Raw genomic sequence first — 15,561 nt, 5'->3', positions numbered from 1 at the left:
ATGCTTTATATTTTCCTGAAACTGCTTTACAAAGGCGGACTCTGGTTCTTTTTCCGGAAACTGGAAGTGCGCCATGCACACCTGGTGCCCGACAACGGCCCTTTGCTGGTAGTTTCCAACCACCCGAACACGTTTATGGACCCGATAGTGATAGCTGCACAGCTAAAACAGCCGGTATTTTTTATAGCCAAGAGCACTGTGTTTGGCTCTACGTTTCAGAACTGGATGCTGCGCCAGATGCACCTGATAGCAATACACCGTAAAGAAGATAACCCTAACGCAACTATAAGTAACGACGAAGCTTTTGCCGCCAGCTTTAAGGCTCTCGATCAACGGAAAACACTGCTTATTTTTCCGGAGGGCAACAGCTTTAACCAGCGCCGCCTGCGCAAACTAAAAACCGGCACAGCCCGCATTGCCCTGGGGGCTGCTGCAACTACGGCTCAGGAAGTGAAGATACTACCAGTCGGGTTAAATTACTCTGCCCCTACCCGCTTCCGGAGCGATGTGTTTGTAAATGTTGGCAAACCTATTTCCGTTTCGGATTACCTGAACGCTTATCACCTGGACGGACCGGCTGCAGTGCTTGCCCTCACCGAAGAGATACGCACACGCCTGGAAAAGCTGATCATCCATACTCCCACAGACGAAGAAGACGAACTGGCCAGGCAGGTGGAAGCTATTTACCGGGACCGGCTTGCGCCAACCGTACCAGTCGGCGCCTTGCCCCACGAGCAGGATTTTATAGTTACCAAAGGCATCATTAAAAGCATAGCCCATTTTAGCCAGGCAGAACCCAACCGGATAGCAACTATAAAACAGGAACTGAACAACTACACCAAACAACTGCAACGCCTGGGTATACAGGACCCGGTATTAAGCAAAGAAAGCCACGATGTGATGAAGCAAAGTATCATCGGGTTGCTGTACATCGTTGTCGGGTTTCCGCTTTACCTTTTTGGCCTGGTGCACAACTATATTCCGTACATTGTTCCGTCTAAAGTGGCCCATACTGTTACCAAAGAGGAAGAATGGATTGCCCCTATCATGCTGACTGCTGGTATTTTTACTTTCCCGATATGTTATGGGCTTGAACTATGGCTGGCGCACGGATGGCTGAACATAGATGGACTTGAGCTGCTACTCTATTTCCTGAGCCTGCCATTAAGCGGATTTTTTACATTGCATTACTGGAACACGCTGCAGCATACTCAAAGCCATTGGCTGCTTTTACGCCTGTTCTATAGCCGGCAAAATATTGTAGAAAAGCTTCGGAGCCAGCGCCAGCATATCATCAACTTACTCGAAAAAGCGCAGCAGGATTACCTTCAGAAGGTGAGCTAACTATAGTTGATGAAAGGTTTATAGTATACTCTTGCCCGAAACCTGCGTAAAACCTGAGACGATCTGCCCTTTGGCGGAACTATAAACTGATACAACTATGAAAAAGATAACGATGAATTTACTGGCTGTTGGCGTATTGGCTACCGGCCTGCTGGCTAGCTGCTCTTCCGAAACCACCACCGGCGTAGACGCAGGTAATACCAACACCGAAGATACCCAGACCAACATGAACGGCGAAATGACCGACACCACAACTATAGACACCAATCCGGATACCAGTTACCAGAACCCGCCAACAGACGAGAGTGCTGGCAACGAAGATCAGTAATAAAATAAACTATAAACCCCGGCACCACATAAGGCACCGGGGTTTATAGTTTTCATGTCTTTCTTATTTTGTTGCTTTTACAATAGCGCGTGCTGCCAGTGCGGCAACTATACCGCCCATCAGGTACAGGCCAACAGCCATCGCTTTGGTTTCGGTGGTGCGCTCGCTTGGTGCTTCGCCTAAGCCCAGCGGACCTGGTAAGGTAATGGCGCCAATACCAGCCATAGCTCCCAGAAACGTGCCGCGCAACAAAGCATTTTTATCGGCACCTGCCAGACTATAGTATAATCCATTCGAGATCACATCTCCCACCAGGGCCCAGTCGTGCAGGGTATCATCGTCGGGCGGAGTGGCTCCGGCTTTCTCCATTAGTTTGGCAATGGCACGCATCCCCAGTATGTCCATGCGCGGGGCTTCGGGCACAACTCTTCTTAAACTTTCGTGGGTCAGGGTTACGATACAGGCACCTGCCAGGCCGCCTGCTAATGCTTCCAGTATTTTCATAGCTTATTTTGTTTGTAGATTGTTGTATACGGTTTTATAGTTCAGTGGCTGCTTAATCAACTTTAATGACATCAGCAGTGACGCCGTGCTCGCCAACTTTACGGGCATCCCGGGGGCTATCAAAAACCACCATCAGGTTGTGCTCATCATATACGGCCAGTCCTTCTGCTTTGTCTTTCCCGGTTTCTGCCCCGTGGCCGTGCGGCACTTCACATAACCGTTCCAGGTCTGCGGTGTGCACCATCGTTTCGCCGGTAACATGTATGGCGTTTCGCCAGCGGTACACAGCAATCACACCATCCAAATCCATAGTTGGGCCAGCCAAAATGTACATATCGTTGCCCATAATGCGGAGCTCGCGTATGCCTTTGCCTTTCAGGTGCAGGAAATGTTTTTTATAAGGTCTGTCCGGTTTTATTTGTTTAAGCCTCAGCAGTCCTTCTCCGTCATCTTCCAGTTCCACCTCCAGTATTATGGCCCAGCCACGCAGCACCGGCCCCCGCAGCCCCAAATACAGTTTGTTGCCGCTGGTAGCAAGTCCTTCTATATCAATGCCGTTGTCTTTGCCGGGTATATGCATAAAAGGCCCGATGTGTTCGTCGTTGCGTAGTGTCTCAAGAAGCACGTTGCTGTTGTGGCTCCCTTTTAGTTGGGCGGCACGCAAAGTCCTGCCCGGGTTGTTAGGGTCGGGGCATTCTTTGCAGATGGTGTAGTCTCCGGATTTCTTGTCTTTATAAACAGGCACACGGGCGATCAGGTAACGGTTTGGGTCTGTTACTACCTGTGCCAGCCGGTGCATCTGTTTGGCGACGCTCTGGTGCTTGCGGGGCTTTTTGCGCTTTAAACTATGCGAGCCTATCAGCCACAGGTAGTTGTTTTCCATGCCCATCCCTTCAATGTCTATTTCACTGTTGGAGCCGTCGGGGAGCTGCAGGTAGTCGCTAAGGCAAAAAGATCTGTGGTTCCCGAATGAGCCATCCTGTTGCCTGGTTAGCCGTTCTATAGTTGTGCGCTCGTCGCAGCTTAGCCATAGGTTGTCGCCGGTATGCAGCACTGTAGATAGGCCATCGCGTACATGTTTCTCTTCCTTGTTAAGGCTTAACTCAGGGTCGAAGTGGAGGGTTACTTGTTTTGCCATGCGGCGTTGGTTTATAGTTTGTTAGTTGAGGTAGAGTTTACGCACCAGCTTTATTTTAGTAGCCGGCAACTATAAAAATCAGAAATTATAGTTAGCGGCACAACTATAAAACAGAAAGCCCGATGCAATGGCACCGGGCTTTCTGAGTGGTAAACTATAGTTTCGGCTATGATGATGATTTGCCGAACTTATTGCTTCTTGTTGTGTTCAGTTTATTCTTATTCTTCGCAGTTTTGTTACGGTTCATGGCTAACCAACCTGCACCTAAAGCAAGCAGTGAGCCACCTACTACTTTCTGGGTAGTGCTCAGGCTATTTACTTTGTTCATGGCAGTTGTACCATACTCCTGTAACTTGCTGGTTACTGTATTCATATCCATACCACCTATTTTAGATGATGAAGATCCTGAGTTAGAGTTTGTGTTAGTGCTTGAACCAGAACGTGAGCTTTGCTGATTGCCTATGCTTGAACCAGTAGTACTTGACGAAGTAGGCTGGCTGCTCTGCGAACGGCTGCTGCTTTGCGAAGACTGGCTTGCATTAGGCTGGTTGCTCTGTGACGACTGGTTAGAAAATTGATTGCTCTGCGAGCTATTCTGCTTGTTTTCCATGGTTTTATTGTTTTTAGTTACTGTTGTTTAAACCGAAAATCCGGAAACTCAACTACCTCTTTTCATTGCCTGTTCCGGATATGTCAGACTTATTTTATCGGTTTTCAGAGCATATAGTTACATCAATTGCGTTATTTCGTTTTATACACAATTACATCTGTCTATAATTACAGACTGTTTTGCGCTACCGGTTTGTGTGCTTTCATCCTTTCCAGCGCTTCTTTGGCCTTTTCCTGTTCTTTCTGCTGTTCCCGGTCCTTGGCAGGCTTCATGTTTTTATAAAAATTAATTATGTCCTGCTGCAATTGGGGTGTCAGGTATTTAAACTTCTTGCTGTCCAGTTTCTCAAGTAGCGTGGTATAGGTCTCATCGGTTAAGGCATAGGTGCCCGGTTCTGTTTTCTTACCGGTATCAAGCTGCATGTTTGCCATATCCGATCTATTGCTGCGTAGTTGCTGTAGCATACCTGCATATTTGGTTACAGTGGTGTTAAAGCTTTTATAGAACAGCTGCTCTGCTTCGGGGGTAGGCATGGTAAAACCCAGCGACCTGAGCGGCCCCACTTTTGGCAGGATCTTAATGACCCAGGCCATTACACGTGTAAAGAAGCCCGGTCTTTCGTAGGTTTTGCCCCATTTGCTGTTATATTTTGCGCGGCTCATGCGGTAAACAAAATCGCGGCGGGTTGCTCCGGGTTTTGCTTGCTTTATATCGCTTTGTTTTGCTTTCCAGGCGGCCTGGGTAAGGTCGGGCATCAGGTTTTTTATAGTATAACGATAGGTGCCAACTGCCAACGGAACATTTACAAACACATCGCCGAGCTCTAAGCCATAGGTTTTAACAAATGCTCGCTCCAACGGTTCCTGCGCCACTTCAAACCCAATAAACTGCTGATACGACTCGGGTGCATAGTTGCCGCGTGCTACCTGCAGTACATCAAACCCAAACTCAGTTTTTACATGCGATACCGGGTGATCTGCAAAGGTAACGGTGCTGCCAAATTCCTGCTTTAACTCTGGGTAAACCAGCGGCACGGCTCTGTTGGTACCCAGCGAGTGACCATAAATATCGGCGTTATAGTGGGCTAAGGTGCCTAGGGCAAAGGCATATTCGTTTACGTTTCGGGCTTCGGAGAGAAGGTTCATTACAAAATCGCCGCTACGCACATAATGCAGCAGGTCGGTAAAAAATTTACTGCCAAACGGGAAATAGCCCATATCCTGCAAAATGGCGCCGCCATAGGCATAGGCATGTGCTTTTTTAAGTTCTTCTTCTGTGGTGCTGGGGTAGCGTTTCTGCAGGAGCGGTTTCAGGTCTTTTTCCCAGGCAGCATCAATAATAGCCTGGTGCGATAGCACACCATACGCCGAAGCCGCAGGCATAGCAGCCAACCAGAAAAGAAGTATAAGGGCAAGGCAGTAGAAACTGCGTAAGGGTCTCGTTTGCATGATTTTGCATACGAATACACGTTTAAAAAGTATAGCTATAAAGTTATAGTACTATACTTCTCTTCTTTTCTTCCTATGCAGCATCACCTCGACTAAGCTTACGCCAACCAGTGTCCACAGAAGCCCTAATATAAAGCCTGCTAATACATCGGATAAGAAATGTACTCCCAGGTAAATTCTGCTGAACCCAACCAGTATGATCAGGATAGCAGCGAGCCAGGCTATAAGCTTACGATACGGCTTTTTCTGGTTGTGCCTGTAAATAAAGTAGGCCAGCAAGGCAAAAAGTGCCATGGCTGTAGTTGCATGTCCGCTCGGGAAAGAAAAGTGCTCGACCTGGTAATAGGCTACTTCTGCGGGGCGGGCGCGACTGATAAACGTTTTAGCGAACCTTACCGAGAGGCCAACACCACCCATAGCCAGCCAGAAAGCAATTATAGCCCAGTAGCGTTTCCGGTACAACAGTATAATTGTTGCTATACCACCAATAATAAAAACGGCCTCCCGTTCGCCCAGCAGGGTCAGGTTAAAAAATATGAGGCTCAGTGTTTCGGAGCGCATACTATACAACAGGTTTGTAAATTCCTGGTCTGCTACTACTACCCATTCGGCATCTATCACGCTTTCGGCCAGCTCTGACAGCAGCATGGCATTTACTACCCCTACTACCAGCAGCAAAGTAAGCGGCAAACCCATAAACAAGTCGGTATCAAACCTGTCGCTGATAAAACCTGATACGGTAGGGTGTTGCCGGCTGAACCGATGTACGGCAGGGATACCAGTAAACCAGTTCCTGAATTCGGTGATATAGTATGTGAGCAGGTCCTTCATAAATATAGCGTTGAGCAGGTATACGAAGCGGACCTTTTTTGTTTATACTTCCGGGCATCAAAAATCCGGCAAAAGCACAACTATAGACTTCTATATAAAGTACAGTACTATATGAAGGGCTTGGATGGCATGGTAGATAAGGCCTTACTTGTAGTTGGGTTGTTGTTGCTCCTGGTTTTTATAGGTAGTTTTCCTTTAATGCCAGAGCAGGGCCAGGCGCACTATGCTAATTATACTTCCTCCGAAACATCTTCTTCCTCAGCATCAAGCTGGAGCTATTTACGCCCATCAAAAGCACTTACACCGCAAGAGGTAGTTCAGATTCAGCTGAAAGCATTGCAACAGAACGATGGCAGCGACAGTGGCATTATCACAGTTTTTAACTTTTCTTCCCCGGTAAGTAAAATAAGTATGGGCCCGATAGAGCATTTCAGGGTACTGGTGCGTGACCCGGTTTACAAGCCAATGCTCAACTTTAAATCCTCCAAAAAAGGCAATATGGTGATAACCGGCAAATCGGCTTACCAGTTGGTGGTACTTACTACTGAAAACAACGAGAAAGCGGCTTACCTGTTTATGCTGGCCCGCCAGACCAAAGGCTACTATAAAGGCTGCTGGCTAACCGTTGGTGTTGTGCGCCTGGAAGACAACAGGCCAACCTACAGTGCCTGAACTATAGTTTAAACTATAACATTATCTCCATTTTAATATCAGCACGCTCGTAAATGCTGGGTGGCATAGGTACTTCAGTAAAACCCAGTCGTTTGTAAAGGTTAAGGGCTGTTTCTAATCTCCGGTTAGATACCAGGTATACTTTTGCAGCACCGGCTTCGCGGGCTTTTTGAATGGCCGCTTCACCCAGTAGCTTTCCGATCTTCCGGCCCTGTGCTTTTGGTGATACTGCCATTTTTGCCAACTCAAACACACCATTTCCATCATTTATCAGGGCGCAGGTTCCTACAATTTCCTGATTATACTCCGCCATCAGAATATAACCGCCTTTATTCAGAATGTAGCCTTGCGGGTCGCCCAGCGACTTATGGTCGGCATCTTCCATTACAAAGTAACGTGTTATCCATTCTTCGTTCAGTTCCCTGAATTTGGCGGCGTGCTGTGGCTTAAAATCAAGTATAGTTACCGCTGTGGTTGGTAGGGTATGCATAAAGTGAATTTCTAAACTATAGTTGCAAAGGTACGCACTCAGGTTATTACCTAAAACAAAAAGGTCCTTCTCTCATTAGAAAAGGACCTTTCAGAACTGGAAATGAATAAATTAATCTTCTGCTATAAGCTGGCCTCTTAATTCGCCATTAGAATAGGTAGTACTATGGATGTTGATATACCAAAGGCCAGCTTTAAGATCGGCTTCCTGTGCTGCGGTAAGCGGATCAGTTTCAGCAGTTACCGAACCAACATAATCGCCGTCACCATGATCAATTGTGATCACAGGCGGAGCGCTTTCATCAGGACCTGCAGGCCCGTGGAAGTGCATAGCAACTGTTTCGTCTTCCGCGTTGCCGAGCGTCCAGGTTACAGTGTAGCTTAAGATATTTGTATCATCATCGTACTCAGCATCTAATGAGCCAGAGCCGGTTGTTTCTACAGGGGTTGGTCGTTCGTTGGCACCAAGCAGTTCTATATCAACAAATTCCAGGTCAGGCTCTTCTACAGGTGGCGGGATTACGTCGTCGTCATCGTCGTCGCAGGCGGCGGTTAAGGCAAGCAGCGGTATACATATCGCTAGCATGCGTAAGATTGAAATTGCAGACTTCTTCATAGCTTTCTGATTAATGTAATGTAATATATAATGTACTATGCCACATATAGTTTGTTTTAAATAATCGGCACTTTCCCGTAAGCTATAATACTTAGCAGTGTAGAGGCTATAAACTTTATGGCAAGCAACTATACTATAAGTAAACCACTTACATTAGTATATTTCTTAAAACAGGGATGTAACAGGCACGAGCAGATACAGACCGCGTTCATATAGCAGCGCTATAATGACTCCGGAATATGATACACAGCTATATCAGCCTGTAGTTACTCCACTATCAGATTGCCTCTTAGTACTCCGTCGGGGTATGTTGTGCTGTGAATATTGATATACCATAAGCCGGCTTTCAAATCGGCTTCCTGTTGTGCTGTAAGCGGATCGGTCGCGTCAGAAAAAGTGCCTATGGTTGTATTGTCAAAACCTTCGATGGGCATAACTATAGCTGCATTTTCGGTCGGGTCTGCCGGCCCATGAAAGTGCATGCCAGTTGCCGCATCATTAAACCGGACCAGGTTCCAGACTATAGTATAGGTTAATATGTTGGTCGCATCATTATATGTACCGTTAAAGGTTCCGAACCCTGAAAACTCCAGTTCCTCATCGCTAAAGGCTGGTACCTGGTTTGCGGCACTTAACTCAATGTTAGTAAACTCTAAACTTTTATTTACTCCAGGAGGATCCTCATCTTCATCGCAGGCAGTGGTAAAAGCAAACAGCGACGCACATATAGCCAGAATACGTAAATCCGGAAGTACATTTATTTTCATAGTACTCTAATAAATAACCTTTTATATAGTTTACTTGGCATTACAGGTATAGTTGCTAATAACATCTTTTATTATGTAAGCAGCTATAGTTAGCTATGAAGACTGGCTATTTTACCTGTAAAAGTAACAGGTCGCATTTCATTAACATTTTAGCAGGAGCATATCAGAATAGCATAGGTAGCAGCCATGGCATTGGAAAGTTGCGTAACTATAGCTATGGCAACTATAAATTATAGCCTGAGGCCAACTATAGCAATGGCTGCTTTGCCGGAGCCTGCACTTTTTCATCCGCTTAAGCACCACCTGGGCTACATTAAGGAGTTTATAAGGGAACAGTACACGTTACCAGCCCCGGATATCAGAACAGCTTTACAAACTATAGGCACCTCGCAACTCGACTTCTATATTGGCCGCCTTACACCATTACAGATCACCAGTGAAGTATTGGAGTACCTGCAACAAAACAGCCTGCTACAACCCGATGCATACCATAGTTACCTGGCTGCAAAAGGCAGCCATTACCGCACTATAACACTCTCTGATGCTTCGGGATGGGTATTGCGCTGGGGCGTAGTAGCCGGCAGATATGTACACCTGCACCCGGCCCGGTATGCGGCACAAACTATACGGGTAAAAGCCACCTCACTAAAAACGGCCATTGCCGCAACTATAGCTGCCCGCAAAACAAATACACCAACTATAGACATGGAGCTGGTGAATTATACCCGAACTGCCTGGTTAGGTCTGCCGCCACTATCAGTTTTGCACCCAACCGAAGGAGCCGGAAAATTGCTGGAACTTTTAGCCAGACCCTGAAAACAAAAACGCCACACTACAGGTGCGGCGTTTTTAGTAAAACTAAAGCTTCTTTGTTATTTATTTACTCTTCTCCTGCAAAGCAGAAAGCGTTACAGTGCGGTTACCTAGTTTGGTATATTTAAAATCGGTGCTGCCTTTAAAGGTGGCTCCTTTTAGGTTTACCGCTTCCGAGAATTTGGTGTATTTAAAGTCGGCGTTGCCATTAAAAGTTGTTTGCTCCATATCAGCTCCCTTCTGAAACTTTGCATACTTAAAGTTGGCTTCTTCGTGAAACCGGGCACCTTTAAAGCCTGCCGCAACCGGGAAAGTCACATATTTAAAGTTGGCGTCATCTTCAAACTCTACTTTACTGAAGTCCGCAGATCTTTTAAAATCAGTGTATTTAAATAAGGCTTCTTCTTTAAATCGGCTGCCTGCAAACGATACCTCGTCTTTAAACTCACTGTATTTAAAAGCTGCATCACCCTCAAAGGTGCAGTTCGTAAAGCGTACTTCTTTCTCAAAATTGGTATTAAACACCTCGTCTGTTGATTTAGCTATAGTTACCCCATTATCTGGGTTAAAGTAGCCAAGCACGTCGCCGTTAAAAGTGCAGTTCTCGAACATAACAGGTGCAGTAACCGTGCTGATGTACGCTTTGGTGCTGTTGTCGCTGCCTTTCTCTTTTCTAAGCTTTCGGTTGTTCAGTTTGGTCATATCCAGGTCACCGGTGATCTCTACATTTTTATAGCTCACGGCTTCGCCACGGTTTATTTTAGCAATGATCTCGGATGCATCTACTTTGGTTTGCGCTATAGTTAGCAACGGAAACATCAGTAACACCAGTAGCAGTTGTACCTGTTTTTTCATAGTTCTAAGGTTTAAGGAGTTTTTCTTTCTGAGTTTGACTAATAGATGAAGCAACTATAGGAAAGGTTGCCTGGGTGTTAAAAGATTTTTTTTGCACAGGGCTTTAGATGATGCCGTAAACCTATAGTTTGGTTTTGCTATATTTACTGTATACACTTTAAACAAACTTATATTTCATGAAAAAACTTTACTCCCTTCTCTTACTTCTACTTTTTATTTCTACTGTTTCTTACGCCCAGGCACCAACAGATTCTATCAAGACTTATGTAGTTCAGGCGCTGGACATTATGAAACAACACTCCATTAACAAGCAAAAAGTAGACTGGGAGAAACTATATGCATCAACATTAGAAGCCACTAAGGATGCTCAAACTATAAGAGAGACATATCCCGCTTTAAATAATGCTTTAGAAGAGTTGGGAGATCGCCATAGCAGATTTTTCCCTAAAGAAGTATTTGATGCACATAACGTTGGCTATAAATCACTAGGCAGGAAGCTGCCGATGCCATCGGGCCACATGATCGACAAAAAGTATGCTTTTATACTTGTGCCTCCTTTTTATATGTTTGAGAAGGATGAGCAGTTGGCCTATGCGGATTCTCTGCAAACTATAATCCGGCAACTGGACACGCAAAATCCGAAAGGCTGGATAATTGATTTGCGCCTGAACGATGGTGGTAACATGCACCCGTTGCTGGCCGGGCTGGCTCCAATCCTGGGCGAAGGACAATTTATCGGCTGGCAGTCTGCTGATAATGTTATTACCTACGATACAGTACGAAATGGTATGGTTCGGGACGTAACCGGTGGAAAATACTTTTTGGCAACACCTTATACCATCAAAAATACGAAAGCGCCTGTAAGTATACTTGTGAGCGATAAAACAGCAAGTTCAGCAGAAATGATAGCAGGTGCATTTATTGGTAAACCAAAAACAAAGCTGATCGGCACCTATACCGGGAGCCTTACAACGAGCAACGAACTTTATAAACTATCAGATGGGTCTTACCTTAACCTAACTGTATCAACTATGGTGGATAGAACAGGCAAAGTGTACGGCAAAGGTATAACACCTGACATTGAGTTGAACCTGACAAAGAACACAATCACCAACGGCTATCTGTACATCAGGGCTGCTATTAACCACATCGATAAGCCAAAAAAGAAATAAACTATAGTTACCTATAAAGCAAAAGCGCCACCCCGTAAAGAGTGGCGCTTTTAATTTATTTTTAAGCTGATCAGGTAAACCTGCTACATTATAGTTTAATGAATTTCGATTTCTGCATTTGGTTACCTACCTGCACATCTATAAAATACAGACCTGGTGCCAGGCTCGCTACATTTATAGTTTGCTCCTGCACGGTAGTACCTTTATACGTTACATAACTTAGCACCTGTTGCCCCAGCTGGTTGCGAACAATAACCCGCATCTCACCGGTAGGGTTAGCTGCAAATTCTAACACCAGGTCTTTGCCTGCCGGGTTTGGGCTCAGCTTTAAAACAGAAACAGGCAGGTTAATAGTATGCTGTAAACCTTTACTAACTGATACGCAGCCATTGACCGTCGTTTTCACATAGTACTGCCCTGTATTCTTAACAACCAGATTCTTGCCTACACCTTCAGCTACCGGTTCACCGTTAAAATACCACTGGTAACTATCTGCTGCCGGGGCAATCAGTGTGTCTGCGTTAGTAGTTATAATTACCTCTGCAGGCTGAATGGTAACCTCCACTTCCTGAACCGGGCTTTCGCAGCCATTTATAGTTTGGGTAGCATAATAAGTAGTTGTTACCGAAGCTACTGGGGTGTAGCTGTTTCCGGTGTGTAGTTTAAATTGCTTGGCCGCATCCTTATACCAGGTAATGTTTTCACCGGTCGCCACCAAAGGCATCAGTTCGTTGCCCTCGCATTGCACTGGCAGCGCTGTTATTTGTGGAGCTGATGGCAATTTGTAACGGTTAATTCTTACCTGCGCCCTGGATACTTTTTTGCATAACGTGACCGTCCATTCCAAAACTGTTTCACCGTAACCAATATTTTTTAGTTCAGATGTAGGGTTATCGGGATTAACAATGGTTGCCTGTCCGCTTATCAGTTTCCATTTGCCTAGACCTAAAACCGGCGCATTGGCCTGTAGTGTTACCTGGTCTGTTTCGCAGAGTGCTATAGTTGGGTTAGCCTGGGCTATAGTTGGTTCATCTTCAGCGCAATCAAAAACAACCATCGGCACAGTTGGTGCTAATACCGTATCGCCAATAATATTTATAACCTCATTTGTAGCAATAGGGCTGTTAAAGTCGAAGTAGTTATAAGCTGTGTTTCGGATTACAGTGCCTTTCGGATTGTCGGGGCGCTGCGCTATTTTGAATTTGATGTACCCATGGCTGCCCGGCTCATTTGTTTTATGATCTGGCAGGTTGATATCGTTAAATCGGAAAGTAACGACAGGCTTCCCTTCTCCCGAAACAGTGTAAGTAAAAGGATGAGAAGCTGACCCGACCCGTAACGTAGCAATATCCAGGTGATCGCTTATAGTATCTTTTACCACTATGTTGTAGGCTACATCGGTGCCTGTATTCTGGAAACGGATAAGATACTCCAGTTCATCTTCGGCTTTAATGTACCTTTTGCTGGTGATACCTCTCGGACTTACCTGCTTATCATTCGGGTCAAAGCTGTCTGTAATTTCAAGGCAGAAAATGTCTTCTTCTGCATCGGCATCATCCAGGTAAAAAGCATCGATAGGGATAGGAGCCGTGTTTGCAAGAATATTACCGGTAGGTATAGTGGACGGCTGTATGCTAACAGCAGGTCGACTATCTCCCGGGTGATGTGGTACCTGGTCGGCTTCGATCCGGTAAGTAGCTACATTGGCCGGCACTTCAAACAGAGCAGATGCTCCTTTCGCTAACTTCACCTTTCCTTTTTTAAGCAGTGTATAGTTGGCATACATCCTGTACGACGTGCTGTCTGGCATATCGCCTTCTCCGTTGTTAGTTATAGCGAAAGTCGCAACCTTTTCTTCGTTTATGTAATTGGCCATAACTGCAACACTGGCATAACTCCAAACTGGGTCTTGCTGTTCGCAGCTATTCTTAGGCGTGATAATGGCCTTTACACACTGGCTCAGCCCTCTTATCTCTTCTATACCACAAATGGTGGAGTCGCTTATAACAAAGCTTTTTCGTTCACCAGCCTTTAAGGTTCCAATATCAAAAATAAGTGCGGAATCGAGTCTGGCAGTCCAGGGTAAGTTGCTGCTGACCGGAACTACATACTTAGGGTACAATACTTTTATTTTAACATTATGGGCATCCAGGGTGCCTTCATTGGCATAGGTAACAGTTGTGTTGCTGCGCATGCAACGGCGGCGGCGGTCAGCTGCAATATCAACAGTAAGCTGGTAACAGTCGCGTATGGTGTAGCCGAAGTTAAGATCTTTAACCTGTTGTTGAGATGCATCTATGGCCAGAGGAGCGTTATCCCTGCAACTCGAAATTAACTGCGTTTTTGCAAGCGGGCCTATAAGTGGTGTAACCGTATAGTTGCCGGATGGCAGGTTAAACTTATAGTTGCCCTGCTCATCGGTTTTAACATACTGTGACCCCGGCTCTATTTTCAGTAATTTGTTGGCAAGTCCTGTTTCTCCTCCATCTACTACACAGTTTCCGTTATCATCATTATATACCTTCCCGCTAACTATAGTTACAGGCGCATTCGCAAGCGTGGTGTCTCTTAATTCCCCGAAAAAAATGTCTCTTTTGCCTTTACTGATCAGAAACTTATCGTTGTTCTGCAACTCCTGCTGAAACTCCCCAACTACAGCAAACTTCTGGTGTTGCGGTACTATATACACTCTTGCAAATCCTTTAAAGCCTCTGATATCCAGCAGTTCACCATCCAGGCTAACATCGAGCAGAAATGTATCATACTCTTGGTTCTCAGCAGTCTTTATATTATGGCTTCCGAATTTGCTAGTTAATTCAAAAGTGCCACCTAAATATAGTTTCTGATTTCCGTAGGATAACGTATTATTTAACCCTCTTCCGCAAGGTACGGTCCATACAGCTTTCCCCTTTGCGTCTAACTTTATAAGTGTCTGTGCTAAGGTTATATCAACTACAACCCCATCTATAGTTGCCGGGGCATCTCCTATGTAATTATCTACCGTAAAATAGATATTGTCATCATCGTCTAAAACAGCTGACCGGTTGAATTGGTGGATCGGATAGCTTTTGGCCCATAAAATGTTCCCGGCCGGGTCTCTTTTAACTATAAGCTTGTTCCCAACCCTTCCGTAGGTGTTTGGTGGGTTGTTGTTTTCAAATGTATCGTTTCCTATTGTTACGGTAGCCAAATGCAGCCCTATTGTCAGCAAATTCCCCTGCGAGTCGATAAGTAGCTCTGAAAACCGTATATCATTTCCTAGTGAAGTCTTAACCCATAAAGCTTTTCCATTAGGGTCAAATTTAGCTACATATTCCGTCATGCCAGCGCTGTTTTCGGGTGCAAGTGTGAAGGTAAAATCATCAATAGGGGAGCCGTCAAAACTACCTGTCATATACAAATTACCATCAGCGTCCAGGGCTAAGGCTACGGTGTAAAATCTGTCGCTATACCTATTGTGCGGATAAGTCTTTTCCCAAATTACTATGCCATTCTGGTCAATTTTCTGCAAAAAATAGTGCCCATAATCAACATTACCTGCCACGTAAACAAACCCTTCAGCATCTACAGTTAAAGCCGTTAATGGATTATGCATGGATCTTGGCGCTTCCTTCACCCAAACGCACTGGTTGTTTTTATCATACTTGGCAATAAACCCGTTCGTGATCTCTTTTTTGATCGTCCCAAAGTCTATAGTTTCAGGTTTGTAGTCGTTAAAGCTCTCCAGCTTATCAGGCATCCCGATGCTGCCCATCAGGTATCGGTTACCATGTTTATCATACATTACTTTGGTTACCGCGTCGTCGTAACTGCCACCTATAGACTGCAGGTTATCGTTAAACTGGGCTTGTGCAGCAATGGAAAAAAAGAGGAGGAATAAGGTAATAGATGTGAGTATAAGGTGCTTCATTTGGGTAGATATATGGGCGCAGCAGTAAATTACAAATTTAGATCAAATAAAGTATAACCTATAT

15 protein-coding genes are annotated in these 15,561 nt (G+C 45.2%); 5 read left to right on the top strand and 10 right to left on the bottom strand.

The features are described 5' to 3' along the window. Together ABS362_RS17730 and ABS362_RS17725 are read left to right on the top strand one after the other, a co-directional pair. On the top strand, positions 1–1,344 hold the full coding sequence (locus tag ABS362_RS17730) for a lysophospholipid acyltransferase family protein (protein WP_350414172.1): 1,344 nt from the start codon (positions 1–3) through the stop codon (positions 1,342–1,344). A 97-nt stretch (positions 1,345–1,441) separates the two neighbouring features. Continuing rightward, positions 1,442–1,672, top strand: a complete 231-nt coding sequence (locus tag ABS362_RS17725; protein WP_350414171.1) for a hypothetical protein — start codon at positions 1,442–1,444, stop codon at positions 1,670–1,672. 63 nt (positions 1,673–1,735) lie between these two features. Here ABS362_RS17725 and ABS362_RS17720 read toward each other — a convergent pair whose 3' ends face one another. The 5 genes from ABS362_RS17720 to ABS362_RS17700 all read right to left on the bottom strand — a co-directional run bounded on the left by ABS362_RS17720 (position 1,736) and on the right by ABS362_RS17700 (position 6,203). After that, positions 1,736–2,176, bottom strand: a complete 441-nt coding sequence (locus ABS362_RS17720; RefSeq protein ID WP_350414169.1) for a hypothetical protein — start codon at positions 2,174–2,176, stop codon at positions 1,736–1,738. Positions 2,177–2,228: 52 nt separating this feature from the next. Next, positions 2,229–3,314 carry a DUF3616 domain-containing protein gene (locus ABS362_RS17715; RefSeq protein ID WP_350414167.1) on the bottom strand — a complete coding sequence of 362 codons (1,086 nt, stop codon included), beginning with the start codon at positions 3,312–3,314 and terminating at the stop codon, positions 2,229–2,231. A gap of 166 nt (positions 3,315–3,480) precedes the next feature. After that, positions 3,481–3,924 (bottom strand): hypothetical protein, encoded by a 444-nt coding sequence (locus tag ABS362_RS17710; protein WP_350414166.1) that lies wholly within the window; start codon positions 3,922–3,924, stop codon positions 3,481–3,483. A 167-nt stretch (positions 3,925–4,091) separates the two neighbouring features. Then, complete coding sequence (locus ABS362_RS17705) at positions 4,092–5,372, bottom strand: zinc dependent phospholipase C family protein (RefSeq protein ID WP_350414165.1); 1,281 nt, start codon at positions 5,370–5,372, stop codon at positions 4,092–4,094. A 51-nt stretch (positions 5,373–5,423) separates the two neighbouring features. Continuing rightward, the gene (locus ABS362_RS17700) at positions 5,424–6,203 is read right to left on the bottom strand and encodes a phosphatase PAP2 family protein (RefSeq protein ID WP_350414164.1); all 780 of its coding nucleotides are present in this window, start codon (positions 6,201–6,203) and stop codon (positions 5,424–5,426) included. A 111-nt stretch (positions 6,204–6,314) separates the two neighbouring features. On the opposite strand from ABS362_RS17700, the gene ABS362_RS17695 reads away from it, so the two are divergent. Continuing rightward, entirely contained in the window at positions 6,315–6,875 is a 561-nt protein-coding gene (locus ABS362_RS17695) for a DUF4864 domain-containing protein (protein WP_350414163.1), read from the top strand. A gap of 13 nt (positions 6,876–6,888) precedes the next feature. On the opposite strand, the gene ABS362_RS17690 is transcribed toward ABS362_RS17695, so the two are convergent. The 3 genes from ABS362_RS17690 to ABS362_RS17680 all read right to left on the bottom strand — a co-directional run bounded on the left by ABS362_RS17690 (position 6,889) and on the right by ABS362_RS17680 (position 8,747). Beyond that, the gene (locus ABS362_RS17690; RefSeq protein WP_350414162.1) at positions 6,889–7,365 is read right to left on the bottom strand and encodes a GNAT family N-acetyltransferase; all 477 of its coding nucleotides are present in this window, start codon (positions 7,363–7,365) and stop codon (positions 6,889–6,891) included. Between the two features lie 111 nt (positions 7,366–7,476). Next, positions 7,477–7,950, bottom strand: coding sequence for a CHRD domain-containing protein (locus tag ABS362_RS17685; RefSeq protein ID WP_350414160.1), 474 nt, complete (start codon positions 7,948–7,950; stop codon positions 7,477–7,479). A gap of 296 nt (positions 7,951–8,246) precedes the next feature. Further along, positions 8,247–8,747 carry a CHRD domain-containing protein gene (locus ABS362_RS17680; RefSeq protein WP_350414158.1) on the bottom strand — a complete coding sequence of 167 codons (501 nt, stop codon included), beginning with the start codon at positions 8,745–8,747 and terminating at the stop codon, positions 8,247–8,249. A 186-nt stretch (positions 8,748–8,933) separates the two neighbouring features. Between ABS362_RS17680 and ABS362_RS17675 the strand changes: the two genes are divergently transcribed. After that, positions 8,934–9,563 (top strand): hypothetical protein, encoded by a 630-nt coding sequence (locus ABS362_RS17675; protein WP_350414157.1) that lies wholly within the window; start codon positions 8,934–8,936, stop codon positions 9,561–9,563. 60 nt (positions 9,564–9,623) lie between these two features. Here the strand turns inward: ABS362_RS17675 and ABS362_RS17670 are convergent, their stop codons facing one another. After that, on the bottom strand, positions 9,624–10,415 hold the full coding sequence (locus tag ABS362_RS17670; protein WP_350414156.1) for a pentapeptide repeat-containing protein: 792 nt from the start codon (positions 10,413–10,415) through the stop codon (positions 9,624–9,626). A 176-nt stretch (positions 10,416–10,591) separates the two neighbouring features. Between ABS362_RS17670 and ABS362_RS17665 the strand changes: the two genes are divergently transcribed. Further along, a complete protein-coding gene (locus ABS362_RS17665; protein WP_350414154.1) occupies positions 10,592–11,587 on the top strand; it encodes a S41 family peptidase in 996 nt (331 codons plus the stop codon). An 88-nt stretch (positions 11,588–11,675) separates the two neighbouring features. Here the strand turns inward: ABS362_RS17665 and ABS362_RS17660 are convergent, their stop codons facing one another. Next, complete coding sequence (locus ABS362_RS17660) at positions 11,676–15,497, bottom strand: DUF7619 domain-containing protein (RefSeq protein WP_350414152.1); 3,822 nt, start codon at positions 15,495–15,497, stop codon at positions 11,676–11,678. Positions 15,498–15,561: the final 64 nt, after the last annotated feature.

Source organism: Pontibacter populi (assembly GCF_040278685.1).
In the GTDB taxonomy this organism is placed as follows: domain Bacteria; phylum Bacteroidota; class Bacteroidia; order Cytophagales; family Hymenobacteraceae; genus Pontibacter; species Pontibacter populi.
Note: the sequence above shows the minus strand (reverse complement) of the source record. Positions and strands in the feature narration are given on the sequence as shown.

Coding starts and splice junctions, on each gene's coding strand:
- ABS362_RS17670 (WP_350414156.1), bottom strand. CDS start 10,415: ATGAAAAAACAGGTACAACTGCTACTGGTGTTACTGATGTTTCCGTTG.
- ABS362_RS17700 (WP_350414164.1), bottom strand. CDS start 6,203: ATGAAGGACCTGCTCACATACTATATCACCGAATTCAGGAACTGGTTT.
- ABS362_RS17730 (WP_350414172.1), top strand. CDS start 1: ATGCTTTATATTTTCCTGAAACTGCTTTACAAAGGCGGACTCTGGTTC.
- ABS362_RS17705 (WP_350414165.1), bottom strand. CDS start 5,372: ATGCAAACGAGACCCTTACGCAGTTTCTACTGCCTTGCCCTTATACTT.
- ABS362_RS17720 (WP_350414169.1), bottom strand. CDS start 2,176: ATGAAAATACTGGAAGCATTAGCAGGCGGCCTGGCAGGTGCCTGTATC.
- ABS362_RS17695 (WP_350414163.1), top strand. CDS start 6,315: ATGAAGGGCTTGGATGGCATGGTAGATAAGGCCTTACTTGTAGTTGGG.
- ABS362_RS17685 (WP_350414160.1), bottom strand. CDS start 7,950: ATGCTAGCGATATGTATACCGCTGCTTGCCTTAACCGCCGCCTGCGAC.
- ABS362_RS17665 (WP_350414154.1), top strand. CDS start 10,592: ATGAAAAAACTTTACTCCCTTCTCTTACTTCTACTTTTTATTTCTACT.
- ABS362_RS17710 (WP_350414166.1), bottom strand. CDS start 3,924: ATGGAAAACAAGCAGAATAGCTCGCAGAGCAATCAATTTTCTAACCAG.
- ABS362_RS17725 (WP_350414171.1), top strand. CDS start 1,442: ATGAAAAAGATAACGATGAATTTACTGGCTGTTGGCGTATTGGCTACC.
- ABS362_RS17675 (WP_350414157.1), top strand. CDS start 8,934: ATGGCATTGGAAAGTTGCGTAACTATAGCTATGGCAACTATAAATTAT.
- ABS362_RS17660 (WP_350414152.1), bottom strand. CDS start 15,497: ATGAAGCACCTTATACTCACATCTATTACCTTATTCCTCCTCTTTTTT.
- ABS362_RS17715 (WP_350414167.1), bottom strand. CDS start 3,314: ATGGCAAAACAAGTAACCCTCCACTTCGACCCTGAGTTAAGCCTTAAC.
- ABS362_RS17690 (WP_350414162.1), bottom strand. CDS start 7,365: ATGCATACCCTACCAACCACAGCGGTAACTATACTTGATTTTAAGCCA.
- ABS362_RS17680 (WP_350414158.1), bottom strand. CDS start 8,747: ATGAAAATAAATGTACTTCCGGATTTACGTATTCTGGCTATATGTGCG.